The sequence below is a fragment of the Janthinobacterium sp. LS2A genome (genome assembly GCF_036543145.1).
Lineage (GTDB): Bacteria > Pseudomonadota > Gammaproteobacteria > Burkholderiales > Burkholderiaceae_D > Janthinobacterium > Janthinobacterium aestuarii.
This window is the reverse complement of sequence record NZ_JAZHPB010000001.1, coordinates 1,127,653-1,143,468: the sequence shown is the minus strand read 5'-3', so window position 1 is coordinate 1,143,468 and position 15,816 is coordinate 1,127,653. Positions and strand designations below refer to the sequence as shown.

Sequence of the window (15,816 nt, the reverse complement as noted above, 5' to 3'; positions counted from 1 at the left end):
TGCGCGACACGATGCCTTCCTTGCCTGATACTGACACCTTGTTCCAGCACGCGGCTTGCGGCTTGCTGCTGTGCACGGCCGACGGCACCATTGTGCAGGCGAACGCCACCTTTTGCGGCTGGCTCGGCTACGGCTCTGCGGAATTGCTCGGCAAAAAGAAACTGCAGGACTTGCTGACCATCGGCGGGCGCGTGTTCCACCAGACGCACTGGCTGCCGCTGATGCAGGTGCAGGGCAGCGTGTCGGAAATCCTGCTCGACATGCGCCAGCGCCAGGGGCAATCCATACCGATGCTGTTCAACGCCGTGCGCCGCGTGCACGAGGGCGTGCGTTATGACGAGATCGCCGTCTTTGTCGCCAGCGACCGGCGCAAATACGAGCAGCAGCTGCAGCTGGCGCGCAAGGAGGCGGGCGAGCTCAACGAGCAGCTGGCGGCCGCCGACCGGCGCAAGGACGAGTTCCTGGCCACCCTGGCGCACGAGTTGCGCAACCCGCTGGCGCCCATGCGCAATGTACTGGAAGTGCTGCGCCTGGCGCAGCTGGACGATCCGCAGCTGCGCTGGGCGCGAGACGTGCTGGGCCGGCAAGTGGGCCACATGACGCACCTGGTCGACGATTTGATGGAAGTGTCGCGCATCACGCAGGGGCGTCTGGAATTGCGCCGCGCCAGCGTGGAGCTGGCCCCCGTGGTCGAAGCGGCCCTGCACAGCGTGGCGGAGCTGGCCGCGCAATCGGGCCACGCGGTGCACGTGGAGCAATGGCCGCAATCCATCTGGCTCGACGCCGACGCCACGCGACTGGGGCAGATGATTGCCAACCTGCTGACCAACGCCGTCAAGTACACGCCCGCCAACGGCGTCATCGGGCTGGAAGTGTCGTGCACGGACAACGACGTGCACATTACCGTGCGCGATTCGGGCATCGGCATTGCGCCCGAGCACCTAGACACGGTGTTCGACATGTTTTCGCAGCTGGAACCGGCCCTGTCGCGGGCACAGGGCGGCCTGGGCATCGGCCTGTCGCTGGTGCGCGGCCTGGCCGAATTGCATGGCGGTAGTATCAGCGCGCACAGCGATGGCGTGGGGCTGGGCAGCACCTTCATATTGCGCCTGCCGCTGCCCGCCGTGCCGCTGCAGGCGCCGCCCGAGCCCAACCGCCGCTTGCTGGCCGGCACGCGCGAGGGCAAGGTGCTGGTCATCGACGACAGCGCCGACGCGGCCGAAAGCCTGGCGCTGTCGCTCGACATCCTCGGCTATGAAGTGCGCACGGCCTACGATGGCCCGGCCGGCATGGTTGCGGCGCAAGTTTTCATGCCACGCGTGATCCTGCTCGACATCGGCTTGCCGGACATGAACGGCTACGACGTGGCGCGGCTGTTGCGTAGTGAACCCTGCGGCAAGGACGCCATCCTCGTGGCCGTCACGGGCTGGGGCCAGGACAAGGACCGCCAGATGGCATCCGATGCGGGCTTCGATCTGCACCTGACCAAGCCCGTGGATTTTTATGAGCTTGATGCGGTGTTGCAGAAGATGCTGCAGGCGGAGTGAGGAGGGCATCAGCAAAATGAAAGACATGGAACAACTGACAGAATTGGAAATCGCCGTTTTCCAGCTGCGCATGGGTTTCGCCCCGGCGGACCGCTGCGTGGATTGGGCTGTGGAACGTTTGCGCCTGGACCAGGAAGGTGACGACCTCGAGGTCGTGCTGCTGGCCAGCGCCCGGGGTGTTGACGAGGTACTGCCGCTGGCCGAGGTGATCATCGAGCGCTACCGGGGCACGCAACGGCTCGATCAGCAATTCCTCGCTGGCAAATTCATTGTCGAGTTGCGCGCCGCCTATCTGGCAGGGCGGGAAAGCGTGGCTTCGCTCGATGCCATCTTTACCCGCTTGTACCCGGCGCTAGCTTATCCCGACTGGCTGGTCATGCTGAGCCGCAATTGCGAGTATGCGACGGACGTGGCCGATTTCGAGCAGCCGTTCGAGGATGAATTTCGCTATATCGCCAGCCTGTGGGCGCAAGCGGAGAGCCTGGCGGCGTTTGAGCGCGACTACCGGCGGCAGACCTCCAATGGCCATGACATCAGGTAGATGCGGAAGATAGACGGCAAGGTGCCGCGCCATCTGGATGGCGGCAGCGCTGCGTGCTTCTCTGCCGTCGTCTGGATACGCGTGACATACAATGTACGAAACTCTTTTTTGCCAGGATAGACGTGCAGCATAAAACGATAGGCTTGATCGGCGGCATCGGCTGGGCGTCCACCCTGGAATACTACCGCTTGCTCAATGAAATGCTGGTGGCGCGCCTCGGTCCCGCGCATAGCGCGCGCATCATGCTGGTCCGCATCGACCAGGCCGATTTCGTCGCGCACGCGGCGCAAGCCGATTCCCACGCCATCGAGCAATTCCTCGTCAAGGAAGGGCGGCGCCTGCAAGGCATGGGCGCGGATTTCTTCCTGCTATGCGCGAATGGCGTGCACCGCTTCGCGCCGGCCGTCGTACCGCGGATCGGCTTGCCTTTCATCAGCATCGTCGAGGAAACGGCGAAGCGGGTGCAGCAGTCGGGCTTGCGCAAGGTCGGCTTGCTGGGTGTCAAGCAGACCATGGCGGGCCGCTTTTATCACGACGCGCTGGAGCGCTTTGGCATCGCCACAGTGACACCCGATGCGGCCGAACAGGAAGTCGTCCACGACATTATCTACACGGAACTGGTACAGAATATTGTTACCGATGGCAGTCGGAAAATTTTTCTCGGCATCATAGAGAAACTGCGGCTGCAAGGCGTGCAGGGCGTGATTCTGGGTTGCACGGAGATTCCATTGCTGGTCAAGCCCGCAGATATCGACTTGCCGTTATTTAATACCACGGCCATTCATTGCGAGGCGGCGGTGGCGTTTGCCATCGAGGACTAGACGAGCGCGCAGTGAGCGGCCGCCTGAACCGGCCGCCGCTCACTGCACGGATCAAGCCGGCTGCGCGCCGCCCACATTGCGGCTGCGGTTTTCCACCAGCACGGAAATACCGAGCACGACGATGCCGCCGCAGGCCAGCATGGCGCCGACCCAGCCTGTCGAACGCAGGCCCATGCCCATGGCGATGGCGATGCCGCCGGCCCAGGCGCCCAGGGCGTTGGCGATGTTGAAGGCGGAATGGTTGAGGGCGGCGGCCACGGTTTGCGCGTCGCCGGCCACGTCCATCAAACGCGTCTGCACGGCGGGAGCGACGGCGATGCCGGCGCCGATGGCGAACAGGTTGATGGCCGTCAGCCACACATTGCTGCTGGTATAGGTAAACGCGGCCAGAGCGGCCACGTTCCACAGCAGCACGCCGAAGATGGTCCACAGGCGCGAGCGGTCGGCCAGCCAGCCGCCGATCAGATTACCCACGGTCATGCCGACGCCGATGATGGCCAGCAAGATGGAGATGACGAGGGGCGACACTTTCGTGATTTCCAGCAAGGTCGGCGTGATGAACGTGTAGACGGCGAACATGCCGCCGAAGCCGATCGCCACCATCAGCAGGGTCAGCCACACTTGCAGGCGGCGGAATACGCCCAGTTCGCGGCGCGGGCTCGAGTCGCCGGCGGCGACCATCGGCACGAAGATGCGCACCATCAGCATGGTCAGCAAACCCAGCGCGGCGACGAGCAAGAAGGCCGAGCGCCAGCCCAGGGTCTGGCCGATATACGTGGCCAGCGGCACGCCGAAGATATTGGCTACGGTCAAGCCCATCAGGACACGGGCGACGGCCTGGCCCCGCTTGTCCGGTTCGGCCAGGGCGGCCGCCACCAAGGCAGCCACGCCGAAATACGCGCCATGCGGGATGCCGGCGACAAAACGCGCCACGACCAGCAAGCCATAATTGGGGGCGATGGCGCTGAGCAAGTTACCGCCAGCGAACATCAGCATCAGGCAGATCAGCATCAGCCGGCGCGGCATGCGGGCCAGGAAGATCGTGATCAGGGGCGCGCCGACGACCACGCCCAGCGCATAGGCGCTGATCATGTGGCTCATCTGCGGCAAGGTCGTGCCCAGGTCGTCAGCCACCACGGGCAGGATGCTCATGGAGGCAAATTCGCCCGTACCGATGGCGAGGCCGCCGATGGCCAGGGCCAGGTCGGCATAACCAGCGCCAAAAGGCGCGGTGACGCGCGGAATCAATGGGTCTACGGAGGCGTGCATGTTCTTGTTAGTTGGGTAAAGAATGACAGGGTGGAGAGACGCGCTGTGGCCCGGCCGGAAGTTGCAATGCGCCACCAGAGTCGTCGGCTGGCCGGTATTTTCGGGCGATAGGAACTGCCCAAAGACAACATTGTAAAAGATTCGGGCAAGCTCTGCTGGGCGATGGCTGAAATATGCTGCACTGCACACAATAGCGCTTGCTATTTTTGTTAACGATAACACGGAATCTGCGCGATTCCGCCACAGGGCAGGCGAAGAAAAGCTGGCTGTGGCGGAAATGGTCTTCGCGGATTGTTACTTCGTCAATGATTGCTGCAGCGCTTCCAGGCCCGCCACGTAGATGCCGTGGAACAGGTCCGACACTTCCTGCTCGCTCACGCCCACCGGCGTGAAACGGCCCGACCAGCTGACCCGCGCGCCATCACTGCCGGGAATCGCGCTCACTTGCAGGGTGGACAAATAATCGGTGGCGGGAAACGGCGCCTGCAGGATGGAATAGCTGTAGCTGCGCGCCGCATTGTCGTACGCTTCCAGCTGCTCGACGATGACGTCGCCGGCAGGGTTGGCCAGGTGGCGGATGCGGCCCCCGTCGCTTAATGTGCTGCTGGGAATGTAGGGCAGCCAGTCGGGCAGCGAGTTGAAGCCGCCGATCAGTTGCCACACTTGCGCCGGCGTGGCGGCGATGTCGATCGAGGTGGTGGTATGGGCCATGGTGAATTCCTTATGTATATATTAGAGAGTGCTGCCGGGCAGCGGCGCGAATGGCGACACCAGTTGCTCGGCGCGCATGTCTTGCCAGAACGCGGCGGGGATGACGCTGTTCAATGCTTGCTGGTCTTCGGCCAGGCGTTGCGGACGGCTGGCGCCGGGGATCACGGCGGCCACGGCCGGGTTGGCCAGCGAGAATTGCAGGGCGGCCGCCTTCACGCTGACGCCGTGGCGCGCGGCAATGGCTTTGATGCGTTCCACTTTTGCAATGATCTGGGGTGAGGCTTTCTGGTATTCGAAATGCGCGCCACCGGCCAGGATGCCCGAACTGTAGGGGCCACCGACGACGATGTCGACGTTCTGTTTCGCGGCGGCAGGCATCAATCGCTGCAGCGCCCGCTCATGGTCGAGCAGGGTGTAGCGGCCGGCCAGCAGGAAGGCGTCGGGCTGGGCTTCGGCCAGGTCCAGGGTCAGTTCCAGCGGCTCCACCTTGTTCACGCCCACGCCCCAGGCCTTGATGACGCCTTCTTCGCGCAAGCGGGTCAGCACGCGGAAGGCGCCTGTGCGCGCCGTTTCAAATTGCGCCAGCCAGTTGTCGCCGTGAAAATCCTGGGCGATGTCGTGTACCCAGACGATGTCGAGGTGGCCCGTATCCAGGCGTTTCAAACTGTCTTCGATCGAGCGCAGGGTGGCGTCGGCCGAGTAATCGTCGACGATTTTGTTCTTGCGGCCAAATTCGAACAAGCCGCCTTTTTCGCCCAGTTCGCGGCTTGCCGGGTCTTCCAGTTCGCCGAGGATGAGGCGGCCGACCTTGGTGCTCAGTACGTATTCGTCGCGGCGGCGCTGTTTCAGGGCGGCGCCCAGGCGCAGCTCGGCCAGGCCAGCGCCGTAGAACGGGGCCGTATCGAAATAGCGGATGCCCGATTCCCAGGCCGCGTCGACGGTCGCCATGGCTTCCTCTTCAGGAATGTTGCGGAACATATTGCCCAGCGGCGCCGTGCCGAAACCCAGTTTGCCTGTCAGTAAGTGTTTGATATTCATGATGTTTCCTTCAATGTGTGGATCAGTGAAGACAGAATAGCTGGACAAGTTAAGCCTGTCCAAGACATAATTAGCTCAACTTGAGTCCTTAAAGGTCTGATATGCTGGACATCCGCCAATTGCAATACTTCATCGCCGTCGCCGAGGAAGAACACGTGGGGCGCGCCGCCGAGCGCCTGCATATTTCCCAATCGCCGCTGAGCCGGCAAATCGCCCAGCTTGAAGACAGGCTGGGCCTGACCCTGTTCGAGCGCAGCGCGCAGCGCATCCGCCTGACGCGCGACGGCCATACCTTCCTGGCCGAAGCGCGCGCTTTTATCACGCACGGGAATCGCCTGGAAGCGCTGGCGAAACGCCTGGGACGCGGCGACGAGGGCGGCCTGTGCATCGGCTATATCGAGAACGCCATGCATGCGGGCGTCTTGCCCAATGGCTTGCGCGCCCTGCGCGCCACGCGCCCACAGGTGCATATCGCCCTGTACAAGCTGCATTCTGCCGAGCAGATCGAGGGCTTGCGCCAGCGCAGCCTCGATATTGCGCTGCTGTGCGAACCGCCGCTGCCGAACGACCCCGACCTCGATTGCGCGCAAGTGCTGAGCGACCCTATGCTGCTGGCCTTGCCGGAGACGCATCCGCTGGCGCACAAGGCGGAGCTGACGCCCGAGGACCTGGCGGGCCAGGAATGGATTGCCGTGCTGCACAAGGAAAGCGTGCTGAAACACGATAACTTCATCGCCGCCTGCGCGCGCGCCGGTTTTACGCCCGATATCCGCCTGGAAGCAACGGAACCGCTGACGGCGCTGGGCCTGGTGGCGGCCGGGCTGGGCATGGCCATGATCCAGCACAGCCTGCGCCAGCATGCGCCGGCCGGCGTGATCGTGCGCGCACTGCCGTGGTTCAGCTACCGCACGCCATTGTGGCTGGCCTGGCATAAGGTCAACCTGCGTCCGCTGGTGGGGATTTTCCGCGAAACGTTGCTGGAGCAGGCCAGCGGTGTGGCCATGCCGGAGCAAAAAGACGTATAAATAAGGCAATCATCTGTGGGGAGGATTGCCATGTTCGATCTGAGTGTGCCGGTGTGGGAACTGGTGGCGCGCGCCGTCATCATCTACCTTGCCTTGCTGCTGATGGTGCGCATGACGGGCAAGCGGACTGTGGGGCAATTCACGCCGTTCGACTTGCTGGTCGTCATGCTGCTGAGCGAGGCGGTATCGAATTCCCTGTCCGGCGGCGACGAATCCGTTCCTGCCGGCCTGGTACTGGCGTTGACTTTGATCTGCCTCAACATGCTGATCGCATGGCTGAGTTCGCGCAGCCGCAAGTTCGCCGATCTGGTCGATGGCACGCCCGTGCTGCTGGGCCGCGACGGCCAGATTTTCGATGATGTCGTCAAGAAATGCCGGGTGGCCGGCGGCGATGTCGAGCAGGCGCTGCGCGAGGCCGATTGTCCGTTGGCGGACATGAAATGCGCGTTCCTCGAGGCAGATGGCAAGATCACCATTTTGCAAAAGGCGGGGTAGCGGCTTGCCCATGCTGCGTTTCCTTCCGCCGTGCGTTGCTTGCCGTCTCTGTGATTCCTGCCGCCACGGCGAGCCATGGCGGCAGGACAGGCTTACAGCGTGGTCTGCCGGGCAGTTCGCAGCGGAGGCGGGGCCATGACAGGCGTCTTGGCCAGCTGTGCTTTCAAACTTGCAAATAGCGACCAGCAGGGGATGGCCATCTTCTGGACTTGTTGCGCCTGCGGGCCGCCGGGCAGCTTGCTCCACGGTCCCACGTTGAGGCTGCCATCCTTGATATTGATGCTGTAGAGGGCCGTATACAGGGCTGGCGTATCGGTCGCGATGTAGGCGACTTCTCCGCCATGTTGTACAGCTGTAACGGTGCGTGTCGTGATGCTGGCGAACAGGGTGCCATCCTTGCACGGCGACAGCGATTGTATGCCGATCAGCGGCGGGTAGGGAATCCTCGCCTGGGTGTACCTGTCCCGCCACGTTTTGCCCGGATGGGTATGCGTGTCGCCGATCAGCGCTTCGGGGATATGGCTGATCCATCTGGGCGATTTGATGATGCCGCGTATACAACTGATGACCGAGGCGTGCGTGGCGCACGCCAGGCCCATCGGCCCAAAAACCCAGACATAGTAGGGATCGACATCGATACCGGTATAGCTGCCCCACGGCGCTGGCACGTAGCAGCGGGTATTTGACTGGTCGACGTAAAGCTCGCCGGAAGCGGCAAGGGCGCCGTACATGATGGAGTTGTAATGGTCCGTCCCTTGCAGGAGGGCCGGCAGCATGGCGGCCCCGTCGGGGTCATCGGGCAATGTCGCGGGTGGATGGGTGATGGCGCGGACGTTGACGACGCCGGCCTTGGTCGCCGGCTGCCAATTTCCGGCTTTCAACTCTCCGCTGTCATTCAATTGATGCAGCTTGATGGAGCCTTGCCTGCCTTCATTGCGCGCCGTGTAGACGAACGATGCGCGGCTGTCGTCGGGGGACGGCAGCGCCCAGACGTCATGGAATTTATCACCGGATACTTCTTTCATGTCCGACACTTCAATCGTGGTCGGATCCATCCAGCCGTGTTCCATGTCGCCGTTATCGGACGCGCTCCAGTGCTGGCAGAAGAAAAGGTGATAGCGCGGCTTCAGCGAGCCTGCCTCCGTCTTTGGCATCGTCAAGGCGAAGCGGCGGCCACGATTGCCGTAGCCGATCTGGAAAGGCTTCCATTCGCCGGTCCGCGTGACGTTGCCTCCCGTCGCGGCGTAGAGGTTCTTGCTCATGTTGGTGCCGAGGTGAGCGAACAGGCCCCGGTCGCGGGCGACCGGTTCGATCGCCTTCAGGCATTCCAGCATCTGGGTGTTGCCGTCGTTCCACAGCTTGGGCAGCGCCTCCATGTCCGCTTCGAGCCGTATCAAACGGTCGTAGATCGCGTCATACTCGTGCGGCGTGTTCTTGTAGTCCGGATTTCGAATCGAGGCCTGCTCCAGCTGCCGCCCCACCATTTCATGGTCGACGAGGGATTCCAGCAGTACATGGGCGAGCAGCGCATCGGCGTAGGTGCGGCAGAAAACGCCGAGGATTTCCGGCCATTTCTCCAGGTCCTGGGTTTTTTCGTCCTTCAGCCATTCGGCGGTCATCCATTTGTCGTATAAAACGGAAATAATGGTAAACGCATTATTTATTGAAATAATGCAACTATCGAGACATTTGTGCACTTTCACCCGATTCTCCACCGTGTTCAAGGGCGTCGGCAGAATTTCGGACAGATCCAGTTTGATGCGGCCTATGGTCGCCATATATTGATCAACCGCACTGCCATTGGCCTTGACCTCACGCAGTTTCTCATCCGCGTTCAACCCTTTCATTGCCTCAATGATCTGATCCTTGAGAGAAGGTTGCTTTGGCCCGAAATAGGTGAGCAGTTGACCGACAATGCTGAACAGGGCGCCGAATATCGCGCCGTAGGGACCGGCGCCGGCTGACAGGCTGCCGATCAGCTGCATGCCGGCGGCGCAGATATCCATGATGGCGGCACTGCCATTGATATAGTCGCCCGACTTGAAGGCGCTCGCCGCGGACAGCACGCCCTTGACCATGTTGGGCAAGTTCTTGTTGATGGCGTCCGTGACGTCCTTTGCATATTTCTTGGCTTCCGCGCTGGCGTTCTTGTCGGCCAGGATGCGTTTTGCCCCTTCATACTCCGCCTGCATTTTCCGTGTCGCTGCCTCGAATGCCCTTGCTTGCGCGGGGTCCATGCTCGATTGCGCGTGCAAGGCCATCAATTCAATCTGTTTCTTGAGGAGGTCGAGGTCGGGATCCAAGTTGTCATCCTTTCAATGCGGGTTCGATACTAGTTGTACGAAGACAAAATATTGCATTCATACTAATCTTGGCGTCGAGGTGCGCAAGCTGTATTTGCATGACGGCAGCCGTGCTGATGGCCAGGACGGAGGAATCGCTCTGATGTCACTCGGAGACGGACGGCGCAAGGAATTTCTGATCCCATGGAAAATATTGACACGTAGAATATGAAAGCGACTATGCCTACGATAGTTGCCGGGCGCGGACTGGGCGCTGCCAGCTTCGCTTAGATCTTCTTGCTGCTTTTCAGGTGCAGGGGCAGCCACCACCACATGCAAATGATGAGTGACCCCATCAGCACGCCGGCGATGATGCCGGCGATGTGGCCGAACACTTCCGACATCACCAGGTTCGTGCCCAGAATAAACGCCAGCGCCAGGGAAAAGGCGCCGCACATCATGATGCGGTCGGCCACGCGCTTGAAACGTTCGCGGTCTTGCAGCGGGCGCATCACGCGGTGCTGGATGGCTGGCGCGCTGAGCAGCACCAGGCTGGTCATGGACAGGAAGAACGTCAGCAGGAAGACGACTTTTTCCGCCTGCACGATCTTCGCGAAGCCGCCGTTGAAGGGCAGGATGATGAGGAAGGCCGTCAGCATCTGCGCGCCCGGCAAGAGGATGCGCAATTCGCTGAGCAGGTCGGACAAATCGCCTTCGTCGCCCGGTTGGCCATTTTCATCCTGGTGTTGCGTTTGTGGCATGGTGCCGTCCTCATGGTGGTGATGGAGCGAGTCTACTCGGCAGTGCATTGCCTGACTGTGGGCGGACGCACCATCAGACGCATTGCGTCAGAACCATTGCGCGTAGCGCTGGCGCAGCCGCCACAGGGGCGTCGAGACGATGGCCGTGGCGCTGTGCGAGGCGTCGTGGCCGCAATGGCCGCAGCTGTGGCGCCGGTGTGGCGCCAGCGCGAAGCTGCCCAGGTCCAGGTGCGGATGGCCGCAGCGGGCGCAGTCGCTGCAGTCCAGCGGCGTGCCGGCCTGCAAGGCGGCGGTGAACGCTTGCGCGGCGGGCGGCGTGATGTTCAGCTGCACGACGTCGGGCGGGAACAGGCCGGGCAGGGCGCGGCAATCGATCGCCAGCGCGGCCGTGTCGCGCGCCAGCAGGGCGCCGCCATCATCGGCCTTGGCGCGCAGTTGCAGCAAGCCATCGGGGCCCGGGCGCAAGGTCGTGGCGTGAAACTGGCTGGGGTCGAACAGCGCCGGATACAGCACGTAGCCCATGGGGCTGGCGTGCTGGCGGCAACGCATCTGCCGCGTTGACTGCCAGTCGGCCATGTCGGCCTGCGTGCCCCAGTAGCACTGATGCGTGCGGCACCAGTGGCGCGCCGCACCATTGCGGAACTTCCCGGCTGCCAGCAGAGCGCACGCGATGATGGCATCTTCGCCCGCGCCGGCGCGAAAGTGGCCCGTGATGTGCTGCGTGGTGACGGCGAGGTGGCCCGTGCTCGCTTGCAGGGGCCAGCAGATGCCGGGCAGGGTCAGCGGCGTAGTCAACGGCGCCTCCGCGCGGCTATCGGCTTGCCAGCCGATAGTGGGCCGGAATGAAAAAACCCGCCGACTGGGGCGGGCTGTGCTGACGGGAATGCCTGCGGCATGGCCCGGTTTATTCTTCCGTATCGGCCAGGGTGACGATGGCGCGCGCCCACTTCGAGTATTTCAGGTTTGCCAGATCGCGCACGGTCTTGATATTGAACGCTTGCTTGAGCAGTTCCGCATCCTTTTCGCTCACGCCTTGCAGCGCATCGACGGGCGCATCAGCGATTTCCTTGAAGGTCTTTTTTTCGTAAGCCTTGTCTACCGCTTTATTGATGTTCATGTGTTGATACTCCTCAGTAAGTGGAAAATTAATTCTACACGTTTTTGCAAACTGTCAATTTACGCTTGCAAGTTGGGCCGAACTAAATATGATGGAGGTGGATGCCTCGACAGTGAGGCGATCTGTGCGTTCGCCTCAAGATTGTAATTATAGCATTTTTATTATTCATAGTATAATGATTTCCATGACGCAGAATGGTCTGCGCCATACCGACGCCGCAGTCACGCGGTACCAATCGATAGCGTTCAGGAGAATACGATGAGTTTGCTAGATCAACTTGCAGGACAGGCGATGAGCGCTTTGGGCAACAAAAGTGCTGACGGGGAAGCCCCATCGGGATTGATGGCCAGTGTGATGGACCTGGTCAACCAGCATGGCGGCTTGCCCGGCCTGCTGCAGAAATTCCAGGAAAGCGGCCTGGGCGACCAAGTGGCCAGCTGGATCGGCACGGGTGCCAATGCGCCTGTCTCCGGCGAACAAATTAAGGATGCGCTCGGTAGCGACACGATCACCCAGATCGCGGAAAAAGCGGGCGTCGCACCGGACGCGGCTTCGGGCGGCCTGGCAGCCTTGCTGCCCCAGCTGATCGACAAACTGACCCCTGATGGTCAGGTACCGGAAGGCAATGACCTCGTCAGCCAGGGTTTGAATATGCTCAAGGGCAAGATCTTCGGTTGATTCCCTGGCCTTGAAATGAAAAACCTCGCAGCAATGCGAGGTTTTTTTATGTGTAAGGTTTTTGGCAGAGAAGTGCGAGCGTCTGAAAAACGCCTGTGGCTAGGCGCGGCCCCGAAGACAGTACGAATAGTACGGCGAGGGGCAGGCAACAACGCCACGGGCGTTTTTCAGGCGGCGGCCATCATGCCGAAATATGGCTGTGCTCCAGTCAGCCTCGCCGTACTTCCCTCGACCAGATACGAGCAATAGCGGCGGCGCTCGGCGATGCCGCCGCGCCGCTCCATCAGTTCGCCCAGCATGGCGACGGCGTCGGTGGCCATCTTTTGCACGGGCTGGCGCAGGGTGGTGATGTCGTAGCTGAGCCAGCCTGATGCTTCCAGCGCATCGAAACCGGCCACCGACATTTGCAGCGGCACCTCGATGCCCATCTGGTGGCGCGCCGTGTCCAGGCAGCCGATGGCCATGATGTCGTTGCCGCAGATGACGGCGTCCGGCACGCGACCCAGGCGATCGATGACTTTGCGCAAGCCGCGTCCGCCGCTGGCGTAATCGTAGTTGCCGCTGACGACGATGGGCGCGGGCAGGCCCAGGGTCAGCAAACGGTCCAGCATGCCAGCCTTGCGTTCCTGCGCGACGGCCGAGTCGCCGGGGCCGTCAATGATGGCGAACTGGCGGTGGCCCGCTTCGGCCAGGCGCGAGACGAGCAGGCGCGCCGCTTCGGCCTGGTCGCACAGCACGGCATGCACGGCGTGCTCGCGCGGGCTGCGGTTGAACAGCACCAGCGGCACGTCGCGCCGGCCGAACTCGGCCATCTGCTCGTCCGACAGGCAGGCGGCCACGATGGCGCCATCGACTTGGTATTGCCACACGTCGCACAAGACCTTGCCGATGTCCGCTTCGCGCTCGAGGGTAAACAACAGGAGACGCTTGCCTTGGCGGGCAATTTGCTGGCTCAGGTCGGACAATACTTGCGGATAGTACAGATTGGCCAGGTTGGAAATGATGACGGCCACCAGGTTCGAGCGCCGCGTGATCAGGCTGCGCGCGGCCGCGTTGGGGATGTAGTCGAGGCTGATGGCCGCCTGCATGACCTTGGCGTGGGTGGCTGGCGAAACGCTGGCGCCCGGCTTGAAGCAGCGCGACACGGCCGATTGCGACACGCCGGCCAGCAGGGCCACGTCATACGAGGTCACGCGCCGTCCGGCGCCGGATACGGGGCGGGTGGTGGTGATGGGTGTCCGGGCTACAGTATTCTTTTTTCGCATAGTGGTCTGGCAAGCAACCTGTCTCAAAGTATTCCTGCAGGCCCGGCCGCTTGTGGCGGCTTGGGCGGGAAAAATGAGCATAGCGAAAATATTTCCATGTGGCAAGACTGTTTTCTTGTCCATGTTGCAAATAATTTGATTTAATGGCAAGTGGTATGCCTGCTCCTCAATCGGGACTGTCGCAGGGGCCGCTACCATAGGGGCTGAGGCGTCCCGGCGGCTCCACGCGGCGGGCGCTGAAATCGCTGGCCAGGGTGGGTAAGGGCAAGTCCGCCGTGGCGCTCGCTTCCGTGCCGCTGACCGTGCCCCGCACGGTCAAGGCGACATGCACCCAGGAAGCAAAGTTGCGCGGATAGCTGATGGTGACGGTGGCCATGCCCAGCGCGTCGGTCAGGCCGCTTGCGCTGACGGTCAGGGGAATGCCCGGATCGAGCACGCCATTGCCGTTGCCATCGTAGGCGGCGTCAAAAATACCATTGCGCAAGACGTCCTCGTTGGCACAGCTGTAATGGGGCAGGGCCAGGCGCCAGACGCCCGTGTCGGGGAACTCGGGCTTGTCCGCTTGCCACACATAGTATCCCTTGGCATAGCGGCTGGGCCAGGCGGCGGCCGTGATGGCGACGCCGGGCACGGCGTTGCCGGCGCTGTCGGATACGAACACGGCAAAGTCCTTCTGCAGCACGCTGGCCGAATACTCACGCAGCAGGCTGCCCGTGCCCAGCTTGACCGACAGCGCTTGCCGCGCCACCGTCAGGCGCACGAGAGCCGTGGCCGCCGCTTGCGCAGCGCCCTCGATGCGGGCCTGGATCAGCACGCCATCGCGGCCGCTGTCGGCCGGTCCCGCCACGTACTCGGCGCGCGCCAGGCCGTCGCTGCCCGTCAGTACGCGGCCCGCTTGCCGCAGGTAGCCGCCGCTGGGGTCGCTCAAGATGGTAAACAGCACGGGCGCGTTCTTGACCAGGTTGTTGGCCGCGCCATCGCGCACCACGGCGCCGATGGTGCTGGTGTTGGCGTTGTCGGCCGAAGTGATCGTGTTGGCGCGCAGCACGGCCGGATCCGCTTGCACGGCCAGCTTGCTGGCAGCGCTTAGCGGGGCGACGAATTCCAGCCGTGTCTGCGCCGAGGGCCCACCGGCCACGGCTGCCGTGATGGTGGCCACGCCCGTGTTGGCCGACTGCACATAGCTGCGCGGCAAGTTGCCATTGCTGAACATCAAGCTGGCGGGCAAGGCCTGGCTGCAGGCGCTGTCCGCAAACAGGTTGCCGCGCGAGGTCGACAGGCTGGCGCTGCCGGACTGCGCTACGCCCGCCTTGTCATAGCGCGCGTCGATGGGCTGGCATGCCAGGGCGGCCACTTCCGCCAGCACGTCCGCGCCGCTGGCATCCTGGCCCACGGCCGGGCTCAGGCGCAGGTCGCTGCCCGCCACGGCATACGCTTGCGTGGCGGCGGCGCCCAGCGCATTGACGGACACGGCGTCCTTGCCCAGGCTGCTTGCCGTCAGGCGCAGCACCAGCTGGCCTTGCGCATTGCTGAGCGCTGCGCCGCCATCCTTGACACGTACGCTGTTGCCGGCGCCCGTACTGTAGGCGATGGCGGCGCCGGCCACGGGTTTGCGCGCCGAGTCGCGCACGGTGACGGTGAGGTCGGCGCCCTGGCCCAGCATCAGGGCGGCTGGCCCCAGCAGCTCTACAGTACTGCCCGTGACCGCCACCATGCCCTTGCCGCTACGGGAGCCCACATTGGCTGTCACGGTAATGCTGCGGTTGCTGTTGGCGCCTCCCGTTCCCAGCAGGGCGCGCGCCTGGCCATTCTTGTCCGTCACGGCGTCGACGCTGCCGAGGATGCCGGAATCGGCGGCAAAGGAAATCTTCGCGTTGGGCAAGGCGAGGTTGGCGCCATCCTTGACGAGGGCCGTGACGGCCACTTCGCCGCCGGCCATGCCCGCCGAGGCCAGTTCCGTACTGGAAAACACGAGGTTGACGGCGCTGGCCAGGCTGGCCGGCTCGGGCGGAATCAGGGGAGGCGTCACGGGTGGCGTCACCGGTGGCGTCACGGGCGGATTGACCACCGGCGGCGGACTGCCGCCGCAGCCTGCCGTGCTGTGCAGCCCGCAACCGGCGCCGGCCTGGGTGTCGGCCGAACCGCCGCCGCAGCCGGCCAGGGAAACGAGAAAGGTGGCCAGTACAGCAGCGGGCAGGTGGCGCAGGGGAGCATGGGGCACGATGGGTCTCCGGGGGCTGGCCGAGTTGCTCGGCGTTATTTTCCC

At 63.1% G+C, this 15,816-nt stretch carries 15 protein-coding genes; 6 read left to right on the top strand and 9 right to left on the bottom strand.

Features of this window, described 5'->3' with window-relative positions; translation table 11 throughout:
* Positions 1 to 11: 11 nt before the first annotated feature.
* The 3 genes from V3C40_RS05265 (at position 12) to V3C40_RS05255 (ending at position 2,909) form a co-directional block, all read left to right on the top strand.
* Complete coding sequence (locus V3C40_RS05265; RefSeq protein ID WP_331776763.1) at positions 12 to 1,547, top strand: hybrid sensor histidine kinase/response regulator; 1,536 nt, start codon at positions 12 to 14, stop codon at positions 1,545 to 1,547.
* Positions 1,548 to 1,572: 25 nt separating this feature from the next.
* Positions 1,573 to 2,088, top strand: coding sequence for a hypothetical protein (locus tag V3C40_RS05260; RefSeq protein WP_331776762.1), 516 nt, complete (start codon positions 1,573 to 1,575; stop codon positions 2,086 to 2,088).
* Between the two features lie 122 nt (positions 2,089 to 2,210).
* Positions 2,211 to 2,909: an aspartate/glutamate racemase family protein gene (locus V3C40_RS05255; protein WP_331776761.1), complete on the top strand. Its 699-nt coding sequence runs from the start codon at positions 2,211 to 2,213 to the stop codon at positions 2,907 to 2,909.
* Positions 2,910 to 2,960: 51 nt separating this feature from the next.
* On the opposite strand, the gene V3C40_RS05250 is transcribed toward V3C40_RS05255, so the two are convergent.
* From V3C40_RS05250 to V3C40_RS05240, 3 genes are all read right to left on the bottom strand, one after another.
* Positions 2,961 to 4,178: an MFS transporter gene (locus V3C40_RS05250; RefSeq protein ID WP_035818476.1), complete on the bottom strand. Its 1,218-nt coding sequence runs from the start codon at positions 4,176 to 4,178 to the stop codon at positions 2,961 to 2,963.
* 294 nt (positions 4,179 to 4,472) lie between these two features.
* On the bottom strand, positions 4,473 to 4,889 hold the full coding sequence (locus tag V3C40_RS05245) for an SRPBCC family protein (RefSeq protein WP_331776760.1): 417 nt from the start codon (positions 4,887 to 4,889) through the stop codon (positions 4,473 to 4,475).
* A gap of 21 nt (positions 4,890 to 4,910) precedes the next feature.
* A complete protein-coding gene (locus tag V3C40_RS05240) occupies positions 4,911 to 5,927 on the bottom strand; it encodes an aldo/keto reductase (protein ID WP_331776759.1) in 1,017 nt (338 codons plus the stop codon).
* Between the two features lie 101 nt (positions 5,928 to 6,028).
* On the opposite strand from V3C40_RS05240, the gene V3C40_RS05235 reads away from it, so the two are divergent.
* On the top strand, positions 6,029 to 6,952 hold the full coding sequence (locus V3C40_RS05235) for a LysR family transcriptional regulator (RefSeq protein WP_331776758.1): 924 nt from the start codon (positions 6,029 to 6,031) through the stop codon (positions 6,950 to 6,952).
* Positions 6,953 to 6,982: 30 nt separating this feature from the next.
* Positions 6,983 to 7,447 (top strand): DUF421 domain-containing protein, encoded by a 465-nt coding sequence (locus tag V3C40_RS05230; RefSeq protein ID WP_331776757.1) that lies wholly within the window; start codon positions 6,983 to 6,985, stop codon positions 7,445 to 7,447.
* A 92-nt stretch (positions 7,448 to 7,539) separates the two neighbouring features.
* Here V3C40_RS05230 and V3C40_RS05225 read toward each other — a convergent pair whose 3' ends face one another.
* From V3C40_RS05225 to V3C40_RS05210, 4 genes are all read right to left on the bottom strand, one after another.
* Positions 7,540 to 9,750 carry a hypothetical protein gene (locus V3C40_RS05225; RefSeq protein WP_034751109.1) on the bottom strand — a complete coding sequence of 737 codons (2,211 nt, stop codon included), beginning with the start codon at positions 9,748 to 9,750 and terminating at the stop codon, positions 7,540 to 7,542.
* Positions 9,751 to 10,016: 266 nt separating this feature from the next.
* Positions 10,017 to 10,490: a DUF6328 family protein gene (locus V3C40_RS05220; RefSeq protein ID WP_070301903.1), complete on the bottom strand. Its 474-nt coding sequence runs from the start codon at positions 10,488 to 10,490 to the stop codon at positions 10,017 to 10,019.
* A gap of 87 nt (positions 10,491 to 10,577) precedes the next feature.
* Positions 10,578 to 11,285, bottom strand: coding sequence for a hypothetical protein (locus tag V3C40_RS05215; protein WP_331776756.1), 708 nt, complete (start codon positions 11,283 to 11,285; stop codon positions 10,578 to 10,580).
* 109 nt (positions 11,286 to 11,394) lie between these two features.
* The gene (locus tag V3C40_RS05210) at positions 11,395 to 11,607 is read right to left on the bottom strand and encodes a hypothetical protein (protein WP_034751103.1); all 213 of its coding nucleotides are present in this window, start codon (positions 11,605 to 11,607) and stop codon (positions 11,395 to 11,397) included.
* A gap of 291 nt (positions 11,608 to 11,898) precedes the next feature.
* Here V3C40_RS05210 and V3C40_RS05205 point away from each other — a divergent pair, with 291 nt between their 5' ends.
* On the top strand, positions 11,899 to 12,285 hold the full coding sequence (locus tag V3C40_RS05205) for a YidB family protein (protein ID WP_051991132.1): 387 nt from the start codon (positions 11,899 to 11,901) through the stop codon (positions 12,283 to 12,285).
* Between the two features lie 167 nt (positions 12,286 to 12,452).
* Here the strand turns inward: V3C40_RS05205 and V3C40_RS05200 are convergent, their stop codons facing one another.
* Together V3C40_RS05200 and V3C40_RS05195 are read right to left on the bottom strand one after the other, a co-directional pair.
* Complete coding sequence (locus tag V3C40_RS05200; RefSeq protein WP_072453759.1) at positions 12,453 to 13,478, bottom strand: LacI family DNA-binding transcriptional regulator; 1,026 nt, start codon at positions 13,476 to 13,478, stop codon at positions 12,453 to 12,455.
* A 238-nt stretch (positions 13,479 to 13,716) separates the two neighbouring features.
* On the bottom strand, positions 13,717 to 15,771 hold the full coding sequence (locus tag V3C40_RS05195) for an Ig-like domain-containing protein (protein WP_331776755.1): 2,055 nt from the start codon (positions 15,769 to 15,771) through the stop codon (positions 13,717 to 13,719).
* Between the last annotated feature and the right edge of the window lie 45 nt (positions 15,772 to 15,816).